General features: G+C 56.2%; 22 protein-coding genes, 1 tRNA gene and 1 pseudogene. 17 read left to right on the forward strand and 7 right to left on the reverse strand.

Going from position 1 to position 22,451, the window contains the following annotated elements; genetic code table 11:
• The first annotated feature begins 20 nt into the window (after positions 1-20).
• From Q0N43_RS09605 to msrB, 4 genes are all read left to right on the forward strand, one after another.
• The gene (locus Q0N43_RS09605; protein WP_295445798.1) at positions 21-953 is read left to right on the forward strand and encodes an ATP-binding cassette domain-containing protein; all 933 of its coding nucleotides are present in this window, start codon (positions 21-23) and stop codon (positions 951-953) included.
• Complete coding sequence (locus Q0N43_RS09610) at positions 950-2,197, forward strand: ABC transporter permease (protein WP_295445800.1); 1,248 nt, start codon at positions 950-952, stop codon at positions 2,195-2,197. The genes Q0N43_RS09605 and Q0N43_RS09610 overlap by 4 nt, the downstream gene beginning before the upstream one ends.
• 71 nt (positions 2,198-2,268) lie before the next feature.
• Positions 2,269-3,549 (forward strand): cytochrome P450, encoded by a 1,281-nt coding sequence (locus Q0N43_RS09615; protein ID WP_295445802.1) that lies wholly within the window; start codon positions 2,269-2,271, stop codon positions 3,547-3,549.
• A gap of 60 nt (positions 3,550-3,609) precedes the next feature.
• Positions 3,610-4,092, forward strand: a complete 483-nt coding sequence (gene msrB, locus Q0N43_RS09620) for a peptide-methionine (R)-S-oxide reductase MsrB (RefSeq protein WP_295445804.1) — start codon at positions 3,610-3,612, stop codon at positions 4,090-4,092.
• A gap of 27 nt (positions 4,093-4,119) precedes the next feature.
• On the opposite strand, the gene Q0N43_RS09625 is transcribed toward msrB, so the two are convergent.
• Positions 4,120-4,773: an ankyrin repeat domain-containing protein gene (locus tag Q0N43_RS09625; protein WP_295445806.1), complete on the reverse strand. Its 654-nt coding sequence runs from the start codon at positions 4,771-4,773 to the stop codon at positions 4,120-4,122.
• Between the two features lie 56 nt (positions 4,774-4,829).
• Between Q0N43_RS09625 and Q0N43_RS09630 the strand changes: the two genes are divergently transcribed.
• Genes Q0N43_RS09630 through Q0N43_RS09645 form a run of 4 tightly spaced genes read left to right on the forward strand, consistent with a single transcriptional unit; the run spans position 4,830 to position 6,771 of the window.
• The gene (locus tag Q0N43_RS09630; protein ID WP_295445808.1) at positions 4,830-5,450 is read left to right on the forward strand and encodes an SCO family protein; all 621 of its coding nucleotides are present in this window, start codon (positions 4,830-4,832) and stop codon (positions 5,448-5,450) included.
• Between the two features lies 1 nt (position 5,451).
• Positions 5,452-5,886, forward strand: a complete 435-nt coding sequence (locus Q0N43_RS09635) for a YcgN family cysteine cluster protein (protein ID WP_295445810.1) — start codon at positions 5,452-5,454, stop codon at positions 5,884-5,886.
• Positions 5,843-6,577: a SprT family zinc-dependent metalloprotease gene (locus Q0N43_RS09640; protein ID WP_295445812.1), complete on the forward strand. Its 735-nt coding sequence runs from the start codon at positions 5,843-5,845 to the stop codon at positions 6,575-6,577. The genes Q0N43_RS09635 and Q0N43_RS09640 overlap by 44 nt, the downstream gene beginning before the upstream one ends.
• A gap of 11 nt (positions 6,578-6,588) precedes the next feature.
• Positions 6,589-6,771, forward strand: a complete 183-nt coding sequence (locus Q0N43_RS09645) for a DUF1272 domain-containing protein (RefSeq protein WP_295445854.1) — start codon at positions 6,589-6,591, stop codon at positions 6,769-6,771.
• A 6-nt stretch (positions 6,772-6,777) separates the two neighbouring features.
• Here Q0N43_RS09645 and Q0N43_RS09650 read toward each other — a convergent pair whose 3' ends face one another.
• Positions 6,778-7,383: a hypothetical protein gene (locus tag Q0N43_RS09650; protein ID WP_295445815.1), complete on the reverse strand. Its 606-nt coding sequence runs from the start codon at positions 7,381-7,383 to the stop codon at positions 6,778-6,780.
• A gap of 40 nt (positions 7,384-7,423) precedes the next feature.
• Positions 7,424-8,740, reverse strand: a complete 1,317-nt coding sequence (gene purD, locus Q0N43_RS09655; RefSeq protein ID WP_295445817.1) for a phosphoribosylamine--glycine ligase — start codon at positions 8,738-8,740, stop codon at positions 7,424-7,426.
• On the opposite strand from purD, the gene xseA reads away from it, so the two are divergent.
• The 3 genes from xseA to Q0N43_RS09670 are packed head-to-tail and all read left to right on the forward strand — an operon-like array spanning position 8,724 to position 11,267.
• Entirely contained in the window at positions 8,724-10,148 is a 1,425-nt protein-coding gene (xseA, locus tag Q0N43_RS09660) for an exodeoxyribonuclease VII large subunit (RefSeq protein WP_295445819.1), read from the forward strand. The genes purD and xseA overlap by 17 nt on opposite strands.
• A 44-nt stretch (positions 10,149-10,192) precedes the next feature.
• Positions 10,193-10,396 (forward strand): DUF2093 domain-containing protein, encoded by a 204-nt coding sequence (locus tag Q0N43_RS09665; RefSeq protein WP_295445820.1) that lies wholly within the window; start codon positions 10,193-10,195, stop codon positions 10,394-10,396.
• 4 nt (positions 10,397-10,400) lie between these two features.
• Positions 10,401-11,267, forward strand: coding sequence for a M23 family metallopeptidase (locus Q0N43_RS09670; protein WP_295445822.1), 867 nt, complete (start codon positions 10,401-10,403; stop codon positions 11,265-11,267).
• 186 nt (positions 11,268-11,453) lie between these two features.
• On the opposite strand, the pseudogene Q0N43_RS09675 reads toward Q0N43_RS09670, so the two are convergent.
• From Q0N43_RS09675 to Q0N43_RS09690, 4 genes and pseudogenes are all read right to left on the reverse strand, one after another.
• Positions 11,454-11,972: pseudogene (locus Q0N43_RS09675) on the reverse strand (response regulator); the annotation flags it as partial.
• A 71-nt stretch (positions 11,973-12,043) separates the two neighbouring features.
• Positions 12,044-12,535: a cytochrome c family protein gene (locus Q0N43_RS09680; RefSeq protein WP_295445824.1), complete on the reverse strand. Its 492-nt coding sequence runs from the start codon at positions 12,533-12,535 to the stop codon at positions 12,044-12,046.
• Positions 12,536-12,646: 111 nt separating this feature from the next.
• Positions 12,647-13,927 carry a DUF3422 domain-containing protein gene (locus Q0N43_RS09685; RefSeq protein ID WP_295445826.1) on the reverse strand — a complete coding sequence of 427 codons (1,281 nt, stop codon included), beginning with the start codon at positions 13,925-13,927 and terminating at the stop codon, positions 12,647-12,649.
• Between the two features lie 74 nt (positions 13,928-14,001).
• A tRNA-Cys gene (locus tag Q0N43_RS09690) sits at positions 14,002-14,075 on the reverse strand.
• 259 nt (positions 14,076-14,334) lie between these two features.
• On the opposite strand from Q0N43_RS09690, the gene Q0N43_RS09695 reads away from it, so the two are divergent.
• The 6 genes from Q0N43_RS09695 (at position 14,335) to Q0N43_RS09720 (ending at position 22,422) form a co-directional block, all read left to right on the forward strand.
• Positions 14,335-14,934 (forward strand): protein-L-isoaspartate O-methyltransferase, encoded by a 600-nt coding sequence (locus Q0N43_RS09695; RefSeq protein WP_295445828.1) that lies wholly within the window; start codon positions 14,335-14,337, stop codon positions 14,932-14,934.
• The gene (locus tag Q0N43_RS09700) at positions 14,931-16,397 is read left to right on the forward strand and encodes a TolC family outer membrane protein (RefSeq protein WP_295445830.1); all 1,467 of its coding nucleotides are present in this window, start codon (positions 14,931-14,933) and stop codon (positions 16,395-16,397) included. Before Q0N43_RS09695 ends, Q0N43_RS09700 begins: the two co-directional genes overlap by 4 nt.
• Before the next feature lie 20 nt (positions 16,398-16,417).
• Positions 16,418-16,834, forward strand: a complete 417-nt coding sequence (locus Q0N43_RS09705) for a DUF2497 domain-containing protein (protein ID WP_295445832.1) — start codon at positions 16,418-16,420, stop codon at positions 16,832-16,834.
• Between the two features lie 116 nt (positions 16,835-16,950).
• A complete protein-coding gene (locus Q0N43_RS09710; RefSeq protein ID WP_295445834.1) occupies positions 16,951-18,207 on the forward strand; it encodes an amidohydrolase family protein in 1,257 nt (418 codons plus the stop codon).
• A 40-nt stretch (positions 18,208-18,247) separates the two neighbouring features.
• On the forward strand, positions 18,248-19,630 hold the full coding sequence (locus tag Q0N43_RS09715; protein WP_295445836.1) for an amino acid permease: 1,383 nt from the start codon (positions 18,248-18,250) through the stop codon (positions 19,628-19,630).
• Between the two features lie 86 nt (positions 19,631-19,716).
• Positions 19,717-22,422, forward strand: coding sequence for a valine--tRNA ligase (locus tag Q0N43_RS09720; RefSeq protein ID WP_295445838.1), 2,706 nt, complete (start codon positions 19,717-19,719; stop codon positions 22,420-22,422).
• Positions 22,423-22,451 lie beyond the last annotated feature (29 nt).

A 22,451-nucleotide genomic window follows, 5' to 3' on the forward strand; every position in this document is an offset into this window, starting at 1 on the left:
CACACTCCGGGGCACTCAGAATGTATGCAATAGAGGCAAAGGGACTATTAAAGCAATTCGACGGCTTTCGCGCAGTTGATGGTGTGGACTTGAATATTCCCGAAGGGAGCATTTTTGGCATTCTGGGTCCAAATGGCGCGGGCAAAACAACCATGCTGCGGACCTTGCTTGGGATCATTGATCCCGACGCTGGGACGCGGACCTTGCTTGGCGCTGACCGCCCGATATCGCAGTCGCGTAACGTAGGCTATTTGCCCGAAGAACGTGGGCTTTACCAATCGATGCGCGCCGTTGACACTATTGCTTTCATGGGAGCGCTGCGCGGCCTTTCGCTGCGGGAAGGCGCGAGAAAAGGCCGTGCCTTGCTCGAAGAAGCTGGCCTTGGTTACGCCGCTGACCGGCAAATCCGGCAGCTGTCCAAAGGTATGGCGCAGACGGTGCAGTTGATGGGCACCATCGTCCATGACCCGAAGCTGATTGTTCTTGATGAACCTTTTTCCGGGCTTGATGCGCTCAATCAAGCAAAGCTCGAAAAGATGATCCGCGCGCAGGCTGCCAAAGGCGTTACCGTTATTTTCTCCACCCATGTCATCGCTCATGCCGAACGCCTGTGCGAACGCATCGCGATCATTGCTAAGGGCAAGATCAGCTTTGACGGGCTGGTATCGGAGGCCCGCGACCGTTTACGTCCGCAAGTGCATTTGGAAACCGAAACACTCGATGGCCCGTGGCGCTCGGCTTTGCCTGCGCAGACAAAGGCCGATGGGCATCATTGGCACTTCACCTTGCCCAAAACAGGCGTGGAGCCATTACTAACCGCCTTGGTCGAAGGCAAAGCAGGTATCCGGTCGCTATCCATTGAACGGCCCGGCCTGCACGATGCCTTCGTCGCGATTGCAGGCGAAGATGTGGCCGCCGAAATGGATGACGCCGCCATGGGAGACCCAAAATGAGGGAGATTTTCCGCGCCGCCTTCGTCATTGCCCGCCGCGATTTTATCGCGATTGTCTATTCCAAAGCGTTCATCTTCTTTCTCCTGGGTCCCTTATTACCAGTGTTGGTCGGCTTTGCGGCGGGCAATTTGGGTGGGCAGATCGCCAAGCAAGTCGCGCGGCCCGTTGTCGGCATTGCTCTCTCTCAGGCCGATGCTGATAAGATACTCATGGCTCGAAGTGCGCTCTCGAAAACATTGGGTGATCGCTATTTTTCGGAAATGAAAGTCGTCGGCGACGCCGAAGTCGGGCAAGTGAGCCCCCAAGCCTATCTCCAGAAAAAAAGTGACAGTTTCACCGTTGTGGTGACAGGGACGCTGGAAAAACCCATCGTAACTGGAACCGCAAACAGCATACGACGCGAACGCCCCGACATTGAGTTACTTGCAGGTTACGCCCAAAGCGGGGGTAGTTTGATATTGCCCACCGCCACATCGGACATTGTTGTTGAAACCGCCAATAACGACAAGCAACTGCGCACAATCACGGCGCAAGGTGGCCAAGTATTGGTGCTTTTCCTAACCATGTTGCTGGCGGGCATGGTGCTGTCTAATCTGGTCGAAGAAAAATCGAACAAGATCATCGAGATTTTAGCAGCATCGGTACCGATGGAGTCAGTTTTTCTGGGAAAGCTTTTTGCGATGCTCGCTATGGCGTTGCTAGGCATAGCCGTTTGGACCACCATTGGCATCATCGGCTTCATGGCGGTTAGCCCGAATCTCCCCAGCTACCCGACACCAGCGGTGGGTTGGCCGATATTTATTGGCCTGTGCTTTGCCTATTTCGTCATGGCCTATCTGATGCTGGGCGCATTGTTTCTAGGCATCGGTGCGATGGCGGCAACGGTGCGTGAGGTGCAGACTATTTCCATGCCCGTCACCATGGTGCAGTTGATCAATTTCTTCTTCGCGTCTTACGCGCTGACCAAGACTGGCGAGCCCATGGAAATATTTGCGGCCGTCTTTCCGTTCAGTTCGCCCTTTGCGATGATCGGGCGCGCGGCACTTGAGCCGATGTTATGGCATCATGGCGTAGCGATTATCGGCCAACTGCTGTTCGCGGTGCTGCTGCTGCGCCTTGGCGTATATCTGTTCAAGAAAAACGTCATGAAGTCCGGAAACGCTGGCCGCGTCAAGGATGGCAGCAAGCGTAAGCTTTTGGGGGCTGATCAAAATTCCTCGATAACGTCCCGCCACACCAATTGAGTTGCGGTTCGAAACTGGATTGACATTTTTGTAAGTAGTGGCACTTTCCCCGCCGAGAGGAGTCGAGAAAAATGGCCACTGCCCCGATATTTGAGAGCGATTCGCTGCCCTATGAAGTTAATCAGGCACCGCACCGCTGGGATGTAACCAAAGCTGATATTTACCTTGAGGATCGTTGGCATCCTATATTCAAGGAAATGCGAGAAAAGGCCCCGATTAACAAAATCGAAGGCTCCGATTTCGGTACCTATTGGAATGTCACCACGCTGAAAGCAATCCAGCATGTTGAGGCATTGCCAGATATGTACTCGTCTTCATTCGAACATGGCGGCATCACGCTGATCGACGACAACGCGCTTGCCGAACCTATTCCGGAAGATGAAAGAGTCATCATGCCAATGTTCATCGCGATGGACCGGCCCAAGCATACCGAGGAACGCCGCGTCATCGCGCCGGCATTTACGCCGGGCGAAATGGACCGCATGTCCGGCGACATCCGCCGCCGCACGGCAGAGTTACTGGATTCGCTACCCGTTGGCCAAACATTCGACTGGGTTGATTTGGTTTCTATTGAACTGACGACGCAAATGCTTGCCTTGCTGTTTGATTTCCCGTGGGAAGACCGCCGCAAACTGACCGAATGGTCCGATTGGGCCGGTGACGTCGAATTGTTCCGCACCGAAGAAACCCGCAAAGCGCGGCTCGCTAAAATGTTCGAAATGGGCGCCTATTTCCAGAATCTCTGGAACGAGCGCAAAAACAAGGGCCAAGCGCCTGATCTGATCAGCCGGATGATCCATTCGCCGATGAAGGACATGGCCCCGTTGGAATATATGGGCAATCTCATCTTGCTCATCGTAGGCGGTAACGACACGACACGCAATTCCATGTCGGGCTATGCTTATGGCCTACATAGCTTTCAGGATGAACGAGATAAGCTGGAAAAGAACCCCGGCTTCATCACCAACGCCGTCAGCGAAATTATCCGCTGGCAGACGCCGCTGGCGCATATGCGGCGCACCGCGACGCAGGACCATGACCTGTTCGGAGCGCCAATCAAGGCGGGCGACAAGATCGGCATGTGGTATCTGTCTGCCAATCGCGACGAAAGCGTGTTCGAAAATCCGGACAAGCTGATCGTTGACCGCGAAAATGCGCGGCGGCATTTGGCATTTGGCTATGGCATCCACCGCTGCGTCGGGGCGCGGCTTGCCGAACTGCAAATCCGCATCCTGCTTGAAGAAATGGCCGCGCGCCGCCTGCGGCCAAACGTCGTTGCAGAACCAGAACGCGTCGCCGGTTGCTTTGTGCATGGCTACCGCAAGATGGATGTGGAGCTGTCGCGTTATTGATATGCAACTTTTGGGGCCAAAGCAGCGTATATGCTGCCAAGGCTTTTAAAGGAAACTGTCATGCAACTGAGCAAACGCAAACTTCTGTCCTTTTTTAGCGCAGGCGCGGCTGCGTTCGTCTTGGGCTGTGGCAGGGATGCGACCGCCAAGACGCGCTTTGCCGTTAACTACAGCGATGCCGAGTGGAAGAAACGGCTTTCGCCAGCAGCATATCGCATATTGCGCCAAGAGGACACCGAGCGTCCCTATAGCAGCGCGCTGAACAGCGAAAAACGCAAGGGCACTTATGTCTGTGCTGGCTGCAATAAGCGATTATTCTCGTCGGCGACAAAATTTGAAAGCGGCACTGGCTGGCCAAGCTTTTACACGCCATTGGCAGGCGGGGTTGGCGCAAAAACCGATTATAAAATCGGTTTGCCGCGCACAGAAGTGCATTGCGCGCAATGTGGCGGACATCTTGGGCATGTCTTTGATGACGGGCCGAAGCCCACTGGCAAACGCTATTGCATGAACGGTGCCGCCATGACATTCGTGCCCGGCTGATTCAATCGGACGGGCGCGCGATACGCGTTACTTTGGCCCTTCAATGCCCGAGAAGTCGAGTTCAGCGGGCTTTGCTGAGGCATCTGCTTTGCCATGACTTTCGATGATGGCAGCAATTTCCGACGCACGGCCATCCTGCCTGGCATAATCGCGCGCCGAATATCCGGCGCGGCTGTCGGTTTTATCCGGGTTGGCCCCTGCCTTTAACAGCGCCCGCACAGCGTCTATATTGCGGAGTTGGACGGCCAGAATAAGCGCCGTTTCACCTGCGCGATTGCTTTGGTCGACCTGCGCTTTTCTGCGGGTAAGCACGTCTATACCCTCCACATAGCCAAGTTGCGTGGCGAGCATTAATGGGGTCGTGCCCTTTTTGTCGGCCAAGTTCGGATTGGCGCCCTTTTGCAGTAAATAGCCAAGCCACGCCGAATCGCGGCGCTGGATCACGATATGCAAAGCGGTTTCGCCAGACGTAATATCGCGCGTATTGACGATGACTGAGCCAGGTTCTGCCAACAACTTCTCGGCGTCTTCACCTTTGCGGTCTTTCACCGCTTTCAGGAAGTTATAGCTGTCCGAAAACTGCGCCATTGCAGCAGGCGCAATGACACCGCTGGTGACTGGCAAGATGAGTCCAGCCGCTGCAACGAGAAAAAATGTCTTTTTCAACAGAATCTGTCCCATAATTATGTCCATTATCCTTGTATCCTCGGCCTTAGCAGACCATGTCTGGCCTCGCTATGAACAAAACATCCCTTTTTGCCGTATCCGCCCTTCTGCTCTTATCCGCATGCGACTCTGGCCCTGCGCCAATACCGCTGAACGAAGCGCCGCTGGCAGGGGCCACAATCGGTGGTGATTTTCTGCTGACCGATCAGGATGGCAAGAAGCGTAGCTTTAAGGAATTCGACGGCAAATATCGCATCGTCTATTTCGGATATACCAATTGCCCCGATATCTGCACGCCCGATATGCAGAACCTCATGGCTGGCCTAAAATCTTTTGAGAAAAAATACCCTGCGCTAGCGGCTAAGATTCAACCGATTTTCATTACCGTTGATCCCGCACGCGATACGAGCGCGGTGCTGAAACAGTTTGTTGGCGCCTTTCATCCGCGCGCTATCGGTCTGACCGGCACGGATTCAGAAATTGCCGAAGCAGCCAAGAAATTCGCAATCTATTCCAGCCGAGTCGACGGCAGCTCGCCAGAAAATTACCTGATGAGCCACAGCCAGACGCCCTATTTGATGGGACCAAAAGGTGAGCCATTGGCGATCATGCCCGCCGATGTCCCCAACACCGACGCCAATGAAGGCGCGCCTGATCTGGTAGAGGCTGAACTTGCCAAATGGGTCCGTTGATGTGACCAAAGTCGCCTTTTGGGAGGCGCCGTTAGACAGGCTTGATCGCGCGCAGTGGGAAGCCTTATGCGACGGGTGCGGCAAATGTTGCCTCAACAAGGTGGAGGACGAAGATACCGGCCGCATCTATCCCACCAATGTCGCCTGCAAATTGCTTGACCTGCAAACCTGTCAATGTTCCGATTATCGCGGCCGCAGGGCCATTGTGCCGGAATGTATTCGGCTCACGCCCAACAAAATCGAGGATTATGTCTGGCTGCCGTCAACATGCGCATATGTGCTGCGTGCGGCAGATAAGCCTTTACCAGAATGGCATTATTTGGTCAGCGGAGACCGCCAAACGATACATGATGCTGGCATGTCTGTGAAAAATAGGGCTATATCGGAAGTGCATGCTGGACCGCTTGAAAACCATATTGTCGAAAAGCCTCTCTGATCCCGCTGTGGAAATTGAAGGCGAGCGCGTACCTGTGCGCATCCTGCGGAACAGCCGCGCAAAGCGTATTTCCATGCGCGCCGATGCCATCAAACGCGAAATCCGGATTACGATGCCGCATTACACCCCCACCAAACTCGCGCTCGATTTTGTCCACAAGAAGCGGGAGTGGATTGCCACGCGGCTGAACAGCGTGGCCGAGGCCGCCCCCATCGCCCCAGGCAGCGACATTGCCATCGGAGGGGAAGCTTATCTGATCGAGTGGCGCGAGGAATGGCCGCGCAGCATCCGTTGTGGTGAGGGCAAATTGCGTCTTGGCGGCCCGGCATCGTCAGTTGAGGCACGCATCCTGCGTTGGTTGAAAGCCGAAGCGCGCGCCATATTTACCAAGGAAATTGCATCTTATTGCGCCAAGGCAAATGCGCCGGTCCCGCGCCTGTCGCTTGGCGATCCACGGAGCCGTTGGGGCAGTTGCTCAAGCCATGGCACTATTTCGCTGAGCTGGCGGTTGATCATGGCCCCTGTCTATGTGCGCCGCTCCGTCATCGCGCATGAGGTCGCGCACATCCGCCATATGAACCATAGCGCCGATTTTTATGCGTGGCTCGACACCTTGTATGAAGGCAACCGCAAGGCAGCTGACCAATGGCTCAAAATGCATGGGACCGGGTTACAGCGCGTGGGCAGATAGGAGAAAAGCCAGTGCTGGAAATGCGTGAATCCTGCGAACGATGCAAAACACCCTTCCCGATGGACAGCATAGACGCCATGATCTGCCGCTATGAATGCACCTTTTGCGAACCATGTGTGTCCGGTCCGCTCAACGGTCATTGCCCCAATTGCGGTGGCAATCTCCAGCCACGGCCGAAACGCGTTCAAAAATAGTCCGCTTCAACCCTTAATACCGCTTCCCAGCGCGCCATATTTTTGTTCAAAACCGGCAACGTCCCCTGCCGCAAGCAATTGGGCTTGGTCGATCCAGTTGTCCCGTGTAATCCGGCCAGCAAAGGCACCGAGCTTGGCATCTATGTCCGCCACGTCGGCAGCGGTCCAGTTGGCGACCTGCGCAAAGCTGGTTACGCCAAGACCCTTGAGCAAATTGTTGACCTTGGGCCCCAAGCCCTTGATCAGTTCAAGATTGTCAGGGATTGATGAAGGTGAAGTAGGCTTTGCCGCCTTGGCCTTTGGCGCTTTTTCGGCTTTTGCCTTTTCAGCAACGGGCTTAGTCACAGCTTTTGGCGCAGCGGTTTTGGGCGTGGCTGCTTTTTTCGGTGCAGCGGCCTTCAACGGTGCCTTAGCTTTGGCCGTCTTCGCCGCTGGCACAGCGGCCTGAACAACCGGTGCGACTGGCGGTGCAGGTAAAGCCGCAGGCGGCGACGTTATGTCCTTAGGCGCGCTGTCCGTTTTCTTCTGCGCGCCGTTCCGCGCAAGCAGCCGCCACAATAATATGGCAATGATCAGAACTGCACCGATGATGATGATTAGATAGTCGGACAATATATTCCTCCCCGAAAGCCCAAAAAAATAGCTCGTTCAATTACGCAATAATAGGAACGCGTGAAACCAATAATCCGTTAATCCGTGCCGGATGCCCCTCGCGCGCCACTTCGCGCCAGCCAATGTCTCTGCGGCAGAAACCGCCTGGAAAATCGATGCTGTCGACTGCGGCATAGGCAACGGCTTGCGCGTGCGTAACCGTATCGCCGGTTGCAGTAACGTTGAGCACGCGACCACCGCTGGCGACCAATTGGCCGCCGACTTGCGCCGTGCCCGCATGGAATATCTTGGCATCCGTCGCATCCGCAAGGTGGATGACACCGCCTTTTTCCGGCAAAGCGGGATAGCCATTTGCCGCTATGACAATTGTTAAGGCCGCTTGGCGCGAAAATGCCGGAGCCTCAGCTTGCGCCAAAGTTCCTGTCGCAACCGCCAGCATCAATGCCGCCAGATCGCCGTCAAAACGGGTCATCAATACCTGGCATTCAGGATCACCAAAACGGGCATTATATTCAATAAGCTTTGGCCCCTGCGCGGTGAGCATCAGCCCTGCAAACAGGACACCGGAATAGGGCATGTCGTTCGCCGCCATATAAGCGACCGTCGGCCGAATGATCCGATCCATGACCTGCGCTTGCAGTGCATCGGTCAGCACAAAGGCAGGGGAATAAGCCCCCATGCCACCTGTATTCGGGCCCATATCGCCATCGCCGACGCGCTTATGGTCCTGCGCGGAGCCAAAAGCGACAACATCATGGCCATCAGTCAACGCGAAAAAGCTCGCTTCTTCGCCCGTCATAAATTCTTCGATCACGACAGATGCACCAGCATCCCCAAAGCCGCCGCCGAACATATCGTCGATCGCGGCCTCCGCCTCCGCCCTTGTTTCGGCGATAATCACGCCTTTACCCGCCGCAAGACCGTCCGCTTTAATCACATAAGGGGCATCGAACGCTTCCAGCCCAGCCAGCGCGGATGCCTTGCTATCGTGGCGCGCATAGCCAGCGGTCGGAATACCGGCGGTGGCGCACATGTCCTTGGTAAAGCCCTTTGACCCTTCCAACTGCGCGGCTTTTTGATTGGGGCCAAAGACTGGAATGCCTGCATCGCGCAAGCTGTCGCCCAAGCCGCTTACCAACGGTGCTTCGGGTCCAACCACGACCAGACCGATATCATGGCGCGCGCAAAAAGCGATGACCGCGGCGTGATCGGCGCTATTGAGATCGACCAATTCTGCCTCTTGCGCGATCCCGGGATTGCCCGGCGCGGCAAAGAGTGTATCGCAATTTGGCGATTGCGCGAGCTTCCACGCCAGCGCATGTTCGCGACCGCCCGAACCGATGAGCAAGATATTCATGTCCGCAAATGACCCCTTTGAAACTGCCGACCCGCAAGTCGCTCGCCTGTTAGCCGAGGAGCGGCCCGGCGACAATGCCCAGGCGATGAGCGTGTCGGAACTGTCGCTTGCCCTGAAACGCACCGTTGAGGATCGTTTCGGCCATGTCCGCGTGCGCGGGGAGATTTCAGGGTATAAGCGCGCGGCGTCGGGGCATATCTATTTCAGCCTGAAAGATGATAACGCACGGCTCGACGCCGTGATGTGGAAAGGCGGCGCGGCCCGCCTGCCCTTCACGCCGGAGGATGGGCTTGAGGTTGTCGCCACGGGCAAGCTCACCACTTATGCGGGGCGCTCCAATTATCAGATCGTCGTCGATAGCCTTGAGGTGGCCGGCGAAGGCGCAATGATGCTGTTGTTTGAAAAGCTGAAAGCGCGCCTAACCGCAGAAGGGCTGTTTGCGCCCGAACGTAAGAAGAAACTGCCGGCGCTGCCCCGCGTTATCGGTGTGGTTACATCGCCCACAGGCGCAGTCATCCGCGACATTTTACACCGGCTGGCCGACCGCTTCCCAACGCATGTCATCATCTGGCCTGTATTGGTGCAAGGCGAAGGATCAGCGGCGCAAATATCGCGGGCGGTGAACGGATTTTCCGCGATGCCGGAAGATTGCCCGGCCACGCGCCCCGACCTTGTGATTGTCGCGCGCGGCGGCGGATCCATTGAGGATCTATGGGCGTTTAACGATGAAGCCGTGGTCCGCGCCGTCGCCAATTGTACGATCCCGATTATCTCGGCAGTCGGGCATGAAACCGACACCACCTTGTGCGACTTCGCAGCGGATTTGCGCGCGCCAACGCCGACCGCTGCTGCAGAAATAGCCGTACCTGTGCGGAGCGACCTTTTGCAACGCGTCGGCCAGTTAGGCCTGCGCATGGCAAACAGTGTGCGCAAGCGTGTGGACCTGGCGGCGGAACGGCTTGAGGCGCAACGCCGTCTGATGCCGCGCCTGTCCGACCTTGCCGCGCCGCACCAGTTGCGCACCGATGATCTTGCCGAACGCCTGCGCCAGTCGCTGCGCACGCGCGTTGGCAAGGCGGAGATCGCCTATTCCGGGCCAGCGATGATGCTACACCCGCGCCTATTGACCCGCCGTGTAGACCAAGGGCAGCAACGGCTGGATGCGCTTACCCGGCTTGCCGTCAGCCTGCATCCCGAAGCTCCGCTGAAGCGTGGTTTTGCCCGCGTGACGGATGCGGACGGCAAAACTATTATGTCGCGGGCTGCAGCATTAAAGGCGGGCGATGTGACCCTGCGGTTTGTCGATGGCGAAGTCGGCAGCGTCGTCCACGGCTCTGATGCCCAGCGAACCTCAACGCCCAAACCCAACACACCGACAGTTAATCAAGGCAATCTGTTCGACGGCTAAAGCGACGCATTGCCCATTGCGCGTCGATGCGCCATAATGCAGATATGCTGATGTCTTCCAAAAACAAAGTCGCCCGCCTGCATTATATGGCCAATAGCTTCCGTGTACTGACCGCAGGCGACCATGTCGTGTGCGCGGTGACCGGACAGGCGGTTGCGTTGGAAGATCTGCGTTACTGGAGCGTCGTCAAGCAGGAGCCTTACGTGAGCGCAGAGGCATCCACCCGCGCGGCATTGGCCAAGGGCTGAACGGTTGGCGGGCAACATCCGCGTTTTGCGCGCAACCATCACGATTTTCATCGGCCTTGCCTTTGCGGCATCGCAACTGTCCGCGCAACCGCAGGCGCAATCCCAAATGACCCCAGCCGACTTCTGGATGTCCGGCACTGCCGTGCAAGGCGGCCTTGTCATCGGTCGCGCGCCCAAGGGGGCACGCGGCGTATTTTTAGACGACGCGGCGATAGAGCTTAGTCCGGACGGGTTCTTCCTAATCGGTTTTGACCGTGATGCACCGATCCAGGCAAGGCTGGCCGCTATGCTCGCGGATGGGAGCAAGATGGAGCGCAATATCGCTGTCGCTCCAGGCAATTGGCGCATCGAAAATGTTGCCGCGAACATCACCGGCGGCGCGAAAAGCTCCGCTGAATTTCAGGCGCGGCGCAGCGCAGAGCTTGCGCAGGTTGCAGCAGCCCGCAGCGTCCGCAGCGATAGTGAGGGCTGGCGGCAGACATTTATCCGCCCCGTATCGGGCCGCATATCGGGGCTATTTGGCGCGCAGCGTATCTATAACGGCACGCCGGGCAGCTATCATAATGGCATGGACATTGCCGCCCCCCAAGGTCTGGATTTCGTCACACCAGCCGACGGCGTGGTCACCCTTGCCGCCAATGATGCCTTCACTTTGGAGGGCCATTTACTGATGATTGACCATGGCATGGGTTTGAACAGTGCATTTTTGCACGCATCGGAATTGCTGGTCAAAGAAGGCGACCTGGTGCGGCAAGGCCAAGTTATTGGCCGCGTCGGTGCCACAGGTAGGGCCAGCGGGCCGCATTTACACTGGGGCATGAAATGGAACAGCGCCCGGATTGATCCGAATTTATTGTTGCCATCCAATTGACGCAGGTTGATCAGCGGATCGGGAAACAAAAGAAAACACCCCGGCGTTCAAGCCGGGGTGTTAGGACGCTGGCCTAGAAGGGGGGATGGGCGGCCAGCTGGTCAACATTTGGTTTTATCCATTTGTCGACCTGGGAATATCGTTTCAAAAAAGCAAACCATAATGCCGAGACATTGTTCCCAAAAATTATGCAGCTTTTGAATTCATGTCGACATCCCGGTGCATCAGCAACGCCTGACCAATGGTGGCGATGACGGTTTCTGGTTCAAACGGCTTGGTGATCAGATAAGTCGGCTCGGGACGTTCGCCGGTAAGCAGGCGTTCCGGAAAGGCTGTAATGAAGATCACCGGCACCGTCTGTTCAGCCAATATGTCTTTGACGGCATCAATGCCACTTGAACCATCGGCAAGGCTGATGTCGGCCAGTATAAGCTCTGGCCGGTCTTCCTGCGCCTTGGCCACAGCCTCTGCCCGGGTGCGCACAATGGCGATTGTTTCATGGCCGAGGCTTTCTACAATCTGCTTAATGTGAAGCGCGATGATCGATTCATCTTCAATGATGAGCACGCGCGCAGACAGCGCATCTTCGATCGCGCTGCGTGCCGCTTGGACATGTTGGCGCACATCGTCTTGGTCCATGCCCAAAACCACGCCCACATCGGCGAAAGTAAAACCTTCAACCGTGGCCAGCAGCAAACTTTGTCGGCGCTTTACGGGAAATTGCGCGCCAACAAAAAGGCCTCAAACCGCGAAGGTGATATTTATGCGTTCACGGCCTAGCTTGGCGTTTCGAGATACGCAATCAGGTCTGCACGCTTTTGCGCATCTGGCAGACCCGCGAAGATCATCTTCGTTTGCGGAATGACGCGCTGTGGCTTTTCCAGAAACTGAAACAGTTTTTCCTTGGTCCAAACAAAGCCGGCGCCCGCATTTGCCGCAGAATAGGTGTATCCTGAAGCCGTGCCAGCCGTGCGTCCGATAATATTATTCAAGGATGGGCCAATTTTGTTCGCGCCAGCGTCGGTCACATGGCACATGCGGCATTGGGCAAATACCAGCTTGCCGTTGGCGGCATTGCCGGTGAAGTTGGCAAATGTCGAGCCATCGAGCGTGCTCACGTCGGTTGCAGCAGGGGGACCCGCAGGTGCGGCTGGGGCAGATGCTTCTGCCTGCGCTGATGTATCGGCTTCGCCTTCCGAACCACCCGAGCATGCGGCAAGCATTGCAGATAAAGCCACAAGGCAAGCTATTGCTTTTGTGTTGACCATAGATTCTCCTGTCGCGTCTTTATCGGCCCCATAGCCGATTTCTTAACTACGCAAGTTTGGTGTAAGTTTAATCAACAAAGACCCCCATGAAAAGGCCATTATGCAGTCATATCAGTGCTTTTCTGTATCTGCATTTTCGGCGCCGCTTTCCATCAGCACCTTGTGCCTGAGGCGGTTTACGAAAAAGTAAATCAGCAGCACGATTGGTAGGGTCACAGCGCCGACAAATATCTCGCTGATTGACCCGCTTTTGGTCGCGGCCACGCCCTTGGTCATATAGGCGATGAGCCCAACGAGATAATATGCGGCCGCAATAACCGACAACCCCTCCACCAGAGTTTGGAGGCGAAACTGAAGCTGCGTCGAGCGCTCCATCGACCGCATTAGAACAAGGTTCTGCGCCTTTATCCGACTGTCAATGCGCACATCCAGCGTGTGCATAACGCCAGAGACGCGCTCGGCAATATCGCCAAGGCGTTTCCGGAATACAGAACATGTCCGCGATGCCGGGACCAGCCGTCGTTCCGTAAAATCGGTAAGGCTTTGGAAATTCAATATCGGCTGGACATCCAGCGAAGCAAGCCTGTCCGCCGCGACTTCGGCATAAGCTGCCGTCGCACTGAGCCGGAAACCTGTTGCCGAACGAATGAGTTCAAGCTCGGACGAAATGGCCGCAAGATCGTTGAGCAAGATTTCATCATCTTCATCCGCCGAAGCAACGCGCCGCGCATGGTCCGACAATCGATGCTCCAACTGGTCAAGCTGGGGGCCATATTGCTGCACGACCGGGAAACCAAGCAAGGCAAGATTCCGGTAATTGCCCAGTTCCTGAACCCGCTGAATGATGCGGCCACGCTCGCCTTCGCCCACATCACCTGCGGTGATAAGCAATCGGCCGTAGCCATCGCCATGAATGCTGAAATCGGACCAAAGCCGAATGCCGCCATTTATATCACAACAGACCATTTCATCGGTCGAAATACCGATTGCGGACAATTCCGCGTCAATATTTTCTGCGCTGGGCACAATGCCTATTTGCGTCGCACGCACAACACCCCCCGGCCAATTTTCCAACCATTTAATATAGTTATGACGAACGGGTTCTGGTGTTTCTTGCGGAAAAATCAGCGTTAACGTGCTGGCTTCGGTGTGGCGTTCCCACAAGAAATGAATGCCGCTGAGCGTATGCCCGGAACCATGCCGCGGCGCGAGAGCCCAGTTATCAAAATCGGGCCGCGCGTTTATCAGCCAACGATCCTCCGCGTTGCGTTCATCAGGTTCGATGAGGCGAACAACCTGATAAACGTCGCTATGCGCGGTAACGGGGGCGAAACGACGCAACCGCATTTCGTCAACGGCCCAGCGGCGTAGCGGATGTTCAGTAAAGCTCATGGCTGGTTATTCGCACAAATCTGCCGAAAGTCTATAGGCTTGGCCCGCGATATAGGCAGAATATGCAATATGCTTGGAGGCCCGAGCCGGAATCGAACCGGCGTGCAAGGATTTGCAGTCCTCTGCGTCACCACTCCGCCATCGGGCCCCTGAACAATAACTTGCCTGAACAGCAATGCCATTATGTGGTGAAGGCGCGCGTTTAGCGGCTTGACCAATTCAATGCAACTGGCAATCTGGCGCCTTGCACCCCGTCCGCCACAAGCACCGGAAAAAGTTGCTATTTGCAACCAGAAATAGGCTGTTTGTCTGAATCCCGCTTGTCGTCAGGGACAAGGCTGGCTAGAACCAGATTTAAGGGCCGTATTGTGTGGGCAATACATTTATGCCGCGTTGCCAGAAGGTTAATGGAAATATTTCCGATGGAATCAGTGAATTTTGAAGAGATGCGGCGGTCCATGGTCGACAGCCAGCTACGCACAAGTGGCGTAACCGACGCATGGGTGCTGGTTGCGATGGGCAGCATCCCGCGTGAGGATTTCGTGCCGCTCAAGCACCGATCCACGGCGTATATGGACCGGTCGATCGCGCTCGACGATGGATCTGTGCTCAACCCCGCTGTGTCTGCTGCGTTGCTGCTACAGGCGGCGGATGTGCGCGCGGACGACCATGTTTTATTGGTTGGCAAGCCTGATGGGTATCTCGCCGCGATCTTGCGCACGCGGGTGAGCGCTCTCACTTGTGTAATAGCGGACAATGTTGCAGCAGCCCAATCGGCGGCGCCTTATTCGGTGATCATCGTTGACGGCGCGGCAGAAGAGTTACCCACCGCATTGGTGAATATTGCCGCCGACGGCTCGCGATTGGTGACGGGTATTATCGAAGGCGCGGTAACGCGCTTGGCCAAGGGCTTTGTACATAAAGGGAAAATTGCTTTGAAATCGTTTGAAGATAGCGAGATTGCCCCACTTCCAGCTTTTGCCCGCAAACCGGAGTTCGTATTTTGACTGCTCGCAATTTGCTCGTGGCCGCTTTGCTGGCATCTACCGGATTGATCGCGCCTGCCAGCGCGGACACTTTGCGTGACGCCTTGGTATCAGCGTATGAAACCAACCCCAACCTAACCGCCGCACGTCAGGGGCAGCGCGCAACCAACGAAAATGTGCCTTTGGCCAAGGCCAATGGCCGTCCGGACATCACATTACAGCCAACCTATGTCGAAAATGTCCTTCAGGACGGTGGCGGATCCGTGGTTCAGGCCCGCGGCATCAACATCAACGGCACGATTTCAGCGCCATTATACGCTGGCGGCGGCATTAAAAATGCGGTGCGCGCGGCCGAAAACCGAGTTGAGGCCGGCTTTGCTAATCTGCGTGGCACCGAAAGCGCCATCTTCTCGGCGGTGGTCGGCGCATATATGGATGTCATTCGCGATGAATCGATTGTCGATTTGAACCGCGCGCAGGTTGGCGTGCTGTCGGTCAATCTGGATGCGACGCGTGACCGTTTTGAAATCGGTGACCTGACCCGCACCGATGTTGCCCAGTCCGAGGCACGACTTGCGCTGGCAACCAGCAATATGGAAACTGCGCGTGCCAATTTGATCCGTTCTAAAGAGATTTATATCCAGTTGGTCGGGCGCGAACCCGGACAGTTGCAGGCCCCGCCGCCCTTGCCCAATTTGCCATTAACGCCAGACAGCGCAGTCACCGTGGCATTGGACAGCAACCCGGATTTGATCGCGGCGCGCGAAACGCGTGAGGCCGCGCGTTTTGATCGCCGCGCTGCAAATGCATCGCGTCTGCCAACAATAACCGTCTTTACGTCCCCGTCTTACTCCAACGCTTTAAATTCGATCTCATCGAATATTCCGGGCTTTGTGGCGGACAACAGTGCGTTAAATGCGCAAGCGGGCGTTCGTGCGACGTTACCCTTGTATCAAGGTGGGCAGCCCGCCGCGCAAATTCGTCAGGCGCAAGCCCGGCTTGGCCAAGCGCAGGAACTGGAAATCGCCGCCGAGCGTGAAGTGATTGCCCAGACCCGCGCGTCTTATGCAAGCTGGCGGGCAGCACTTGATGTGATCGCCGCGTCCGAACGCGCCGTGTCGGCAAATGAATTGTCGCTTGAAGGCACTCGCGCCGAAAATGGCGTTGGTAACCGCACCATATTGGACATACTGAATGCGGAGCAAGAATTGCTGAACAGCAAGGTTCAACTCGTCGCCGCACGCCGCAACGCCTATGTCGCCGGTTTCACTTTGTTGGCTGCAATGGGCAAAGCTGAGGCGCGCGATTTGGGCCTTGAAGGCGGCACATTATACGATCCCGTCGCTGACTATCAAAAGGTTGACGGCGCGTGGAACGACTGGTCATCACAGCCGGATCCAGTTGCCAAATCGACCCGAACCGTTGACACAGCACCGCAAAAGGCAGAGATAGAGCCAATTGTTACCGACGGTAAAACCCGTTAATTTACGTAAAGGCTTATAATATGGCGGATGGCCGGAACGAACCTTCGATGGATGAAATTTTGGCTTCGATCAAGCGCATCATCGCTGATGATGACCGCAATCGTCCCGTTAAAGAGCGCGCGGCGAAATCTGCCGTACCGGATGTCGCGCAAGACGAAGTCCTAGAGCTAACTGACGCCGATGAACATGCAGGCGGTGGCGAAGTTTTGATGGATAACAATAAGGCGCAGAGCCTGCGCCACAGCTTTTCCGCGCTACAGACCTTGTCCGAGCCCGGCGCAGCACCACAGATTGTTCGGTCAGGCGAAACGTCGCTTGAAGAGCTGACGCGTGACCTGTTGCGCCCGATATTGAAAGGTTGGCTCGACACCCATTTGCCACCCATCGTCGAAGCGATGGTTGAGCGTGAAATCACACGCATCACCAAGAAAGGGTGACGAACGCGATGCGCGTTTGGTGCCGCTATGCCGAACCGGGCGCTGTTCACAACCGTAAGACCCTGAACCAAGTTCAGGATGACCGCAAATTTGCGATAAGGCCAAGGCTTATATTTTTGGCAGCGCTTTTAACCCTGACGCCAACACCCCTTTTTGCCACGGACCTCTACATTGCCACAGGTAAGCTCGTGGATGTTCGGGCTGGCACCGTCCTCACCGATCAATGCATCAGCATCACCGACGACAGGATAATGGCTGTCGCCCCCTGCGGCGCGACCCCAAAGGGCGCGAAGCGGCTTGAGTGGTCCGCTTTGACCGTTCTTCCCGGCTTGATTGACCTGCACACCCATTTGGCGGACGCAGGACAGAGCGCGGACCTTGCGCTGCCCATCAAAACCTCACCTGCGGCAACTGCCTTGATTGGCGCGCATAATGCCCGGCTGACGTTAGAGGCTGGTTTCACGACGGTTCGTGATGTCGGCACCTATCGGGGGCTAACCGATATAGCCTTGCGGGATGCGATCAACGCTGGGCATGTTGCGGGGCCGCGCATGTTCGTTGCCGGGGCTTATATCACCCTGCCCAAGGGCGGCGGCGAATTGAACGGTGTTGTGGCCAATGAAGAGTTACCTGCCGATATGCGGCTTGGGATTGCCAGCACGCCGCAAGAAGCCGCGGCGAAGACTACCCTCCTCATGGAACAAGGCGCTGACTTTATTAAAACCATCGCCACGGGCGCGGTGCTTGCTATCGGTACTGAACCTGGCGAGCCGGAGCTTAGCGAAGCGCAACTGCGCGCGGTCGTGCAAGCCGCAAAGGCAAAGGGCAAATTCGTCACCGCCCATGCCCATGGCGCGGTTGGCATTAAAAACGCGATCCGCGCTGGCGTCCGTTCCATCGAACATGCCAGCCTGATTGATGATGAAGCGCTAAAAATGGCGAAAGCCAGCGGAACATGGCTGGTGATGGATATTTATAATGGCGATTATATTGATGACATCGGGACACGCGAAAAATGGCCTGAGGAATATCTCCGTAAAAACCGCGAGACTACAGATGTTCAGCGTATCGGCTTTACCAAGGCGGTCAAAATGGGCGCGAAGCTTGCGTATGGCACGGACAGCGGCGTCTATCCGCACGGTCAAAACGCCAAGCAATTCGCCTATATGGTCCGTTACGGCATGACCCCAATGCAGGCGATCCAAAGCGCAACGATCCGCGCCGCCGAGCTATTGGGCAAGGACGACGCACTCGGTAGTATCGCACCGGGTCGCTTTGCCGATCTGGTGGCGGTGAACGGCGATCCGCTTAGCGATATCCGTGTATTGGAAAATGTTACGCATGTGATGCAGGGTGGAAATACCGTCCGCTAAAGGCCGTGCGCTTTTGCGACGAATAATGAGGGGGAAGAATATGGCGGACATAACGCCTAATGTGGCAACCGAAACCACTGGCGGGGCCGAACTGTCGCGCAGTTTGAAGTCGCGCCATGTCTCCATGATCGCGATTGGCGGCATCATTGGTGCGGGTCTATTCGTTGGTTCCTCCACCACTATTAGTCAGACTGGCCCCGCCGCTGTCTTCTCCTTTGCTATTGCCGGGTTCATTATCTTGCTGGTCATGCGGATGATTTCCGAAATGGCGATCGCCGTTGATGGCGTGCAGACATTCCCGGACTTCGCGCGCGCAGGCCTTGGCCATTTGGCAGGATTCCTGTCCGGCTGGCTCTATTGGTATTTCTGGGTCGTCGTGGTCGCGATTGAGGCGATTGCCGGCGCGCAAATCCTGCATGGATGGTTCCCTGCGGTGCCTGAGCTTGGCATCGGTATTGCGCTGATGGCGATTTTGACCGCCGTGAACCTTATGTCCGCGCGCGCATATGGTGAGTTTGAATTCTGGTTCTCGTCGATCAAAGTCGCCGCGATTATCGTCTTCATTCTGGTCTGCGCGGCATGGGCCTTTGGCCTAACCTCAGGCAGCGGTTCGACCTTTGGCAATTTGACCGCGCATGACGGCTTTGTTCCCAATGGCTGGGGCGTCGTACTGGCGGCGGCCACATCGACCATATTCAGCCTTGTTGGCGCAGAAATCGCCACCATCGCAGCGGCCGAGTCCGAAGAGCCCTCTAAGGTCATTAGCCGCATGACCGTATCGGTCACCATGCGCATCCTTATCTTCTACGTGCTGTCGATATTCCTCATCGTGTCTATCGTGCCATGGACCGAGATAGTGCCCAAAGTGTCGCCCTTTGCCACCGCGCTTGCCTATATGGGTTTGCCCGCGGGTCAGTTGATTATGGAAGCTGTTGTGCTTGTCGCAGTGCTGTCATGCCTGAACTCCGGCCTATATGTCACCTCACGCGCTTTGTTCGGCCTCGCAAAGCATAAGGACGCGCCTTTATGGCTGGTGCAGGTCAACAACCGCAAAGTGCCAGCCCGCGCCATATTGATCGCCAGCCTGTTCAGCTATTTCGCGCTTGCCGCCGATGCGGTGTCGCGCGATGTGGTATTCAGCTTCCTGATCAATAGCTGCGGCGTGACCATGCTTCTCCTCTACCTCATGACGTCCGCCGCACAGCTAAAGTTGCGCCGTAAATATGAGGCGGAGGACCCGAGCAGGCTGCAAATCAAAATGTGGTTCCACCCCTTTGGCACTTATATCGCGATGGCGGCGATGTTGGTGATATTGGTCGCAAAGGGCCTTGATCCGGCCGCGTCGCAGGAATTGTGGTTGAGCCTGCTGGTAGCGGGCGGCTTTGCGGCGGCGTTTTTCGTTTTCCGGCGACGGGTGGCGTAGCCGCGCCTTCGTCATCCTGAACTTGTTTTGACAGGACTCGCTGGGAGGGTTTCCCTTTCTGGCTAGGCTCGTTAAGGGACAAGGCCATGACTATCGATAAGACTTTCGACCCCGCCGCGATTGAGGCGAAATGGTATGCACATTGGGAATCTACGGGCGCATTTCGTCCCAATCGTCCCGTTGCCGAGCCCTACACAATCGTAAACCCGCCGCCCAATGTGACGGGCAGCTTGCACATCGGCCATGCGCTCGACAACACCTTGCAGGATATCCTCATCCGCCACGCGCGTTTGCAGGGCAAGGACGCCTTGTGGGTGGTTGGCACGGACCATGCGGGCATCGCCACGCAGATGGTGGTCGAACGGCAATTGAACGCGCGTCAGCAAAAGCGCACGGATTTCACCCGCGACGAATTTGTGGCCAAGGTTTGGGAATGGAAGGCGGAAAGCGGCGGCGAGATTACTGGCCAGTTGCGCCGTCTTGGCTGCTCGATGGATTGGGAGAATGAACGCTTCACGATGGATGAAGGCTTTTCAAAGGCCGTCATCAAGGTGTTTGTGGATCTCTATAACCAAGGCCTGCTGTACCGCGACAAGCGCCTCGTCAATTGGGACCCCGGCTTGAAAACCGCGATTTCGGATCTTGAGGTGGAAACGCGCGAGATCAACGGCAAATTCTGGCATTTCAAATATCCGTTGGAGGACGGCAGCGGTTTCATAAGCGTTGCCACCACTCGGCCTGAAACGATGCTGGCGGATATGGCGGTCGCGGTGAACCCGTCTGATGAACGCTATGCGCATCTGGTGGGCAAAAATGTCCGCTTGCCCATTACGGGCCGTTTGATCCCGATTGTCACGGACGAGCATGCCGATCCAGAATTGGGTTCAGGCGCTGTAAAAATCACACCGGGGCATGATTTTAACGACTTTGAAGTTGGCAAGCGTGCCGGTTTCAAGGCGAGTGACATGTTCAACATGCTCGATGGCGAAGGCCGCGTCGTGCAGACCGCCGATGGACTTATTCCATCCGAATATATCGGGCAATATCGCTTTGGCATTGAAGGCGAGCCGACCAACGCGCGCAAAATGGTGGTCGAGGCGATGGACGCCTTGGGCCTCCTCGAAAAAGTCGAAGACCGCGTCATCCAAACACCCTTTGGCGACCGTTCGGGCCAAGTGATTGAGCCTTGGTTGACCGACCAATGGTATGTGGACGCAGAAACACTCGCCAAGCCAGCCATCGAAGCCGCGCGCAAAGGCAAAGGCAATGGCGGTTTCGACATCGTGCCAAAGTCTTGGGAAAAAACCTATTTCAACTGGATGGAAAATATCCAGCCATGGTGCGTCAGCCGCCAATTATGGTGGGGGCACCAGATACCGGCGTGGTTTGCCGCCGACGGCACATGCTATGTCGCCGAAACCGAAGAGGCTGCGCAAGGTCTTGCCGGCGCTGACGTCGAATTGACGCGCGATCCAGATGTTTTGGACACATGGTTCTCGTCTGCACTTTGGCCGTTTGGAACTTTGGGTTGGCCCGACGATGCGGGCGCTGGTTCTCAAACGATGCTCAACCGCCATTACCCCAATGACGTGCTGATTTCCGGTTTCGATATCCTGTTTTTCTGGGATGCGCGGATGGCGATGCAGGGTATGCATTTCATGAAAGAAGTGCCTTGGAAAACGCTTTATCTGCACGGCCTTGTCCGTGCGGCAGATGGCAGCAAAATGTCGAAGTCAAAGGGCAATACGGTCGATCCGTTGGGCCTGATTGACCAATATGGCGCAGATGCCTTGCGCTTCTTCATGGCAGCGATGGAAAGCCAAGGCCGCGACATCAAAATGGATGAAAGCCGCGTCGCGGGATATCGAAACTTTGCAACCAAGCTTTGGAACGCCGCACGCTTTGCGCAATCCAACGGCATAAGCGGGTCGCACAGCGTGCACGCGCCAAAGGCCGAATTGGCGGTCAACCGCTGGATCATTGGCGAAGTTGTCAGCACCGTTGAAAAACTTAACAAAGCTTTTGCCGAGTTCCGTTTCGACGGCATGGCCGATGTGTTGTATCACATGGTGTTCGACCAGTTTTGTGACTGGTATCTCGAGCTGATCAAGCCAGCTTTTGTAGATGGCGAAAAAAGCGAAATGGATGAAGAGTCCAAAATCGTCGCTGGCTGGGTGCTCGACCAGATTTTGGTGATGCTTCACCCTTTCATGCCGTTCATTACCGAAGAATTATGGCACGCCTTGTCCGACGCAGATGATCCTCGCGCATCTGACATCATCCACGCCCAATGGCCGGAGCCGAATGCCACGGTGGATGCAGAGGCAATTGCAGAGATTAATTGGGTCATCGACACGATCAGCAAAACCCGTTCGTTCAAGGCGGAGTTGAACATAGCGCCGGGCACGCGCCTGAACGCCAATATTGCTGGCCCACAGAGCGCCACGATTGCCATTATCGAACGACAAGGCGCTGCGCTGTCGCGGCTTGGCCGCATTGATGATTTTGTCTATACGCCAGTTGAAACCAACAATGTCGCACAGATCGTTGTGGGCGGCGACACCATCGTTTTCGCGCTTGACGGCGTCATAGACCGCGACGCCGAACGCAACCGGATCACCAAGGCAATTGAGGCCGCCGCCAAAGAGCGCGACGCGCTTGCAGGTCGCTTGTCGAATGCGGCCTTTGTGGAAAAGGCCAAGCCTGAGGCCGTTGAAAAGGCGCGCGCCGACCATGCCGAAAAAGCTGCGGAGGCCGAAGGGCTGACCGCAGCACTAAAGCGGTTGGGATGACTGCCGCCCGAAGCTCCACCACATTTTGT

It is taken from the genome of Sphingorhabdus sp. EL138 (assembly GCF_945882965.1).
Lineage (GTDB): Bacteria > Pseudomonadota > Alphaproteobacteria > Sphingomonadales > Sphingomonadaceae > Sphingorhabdus_B.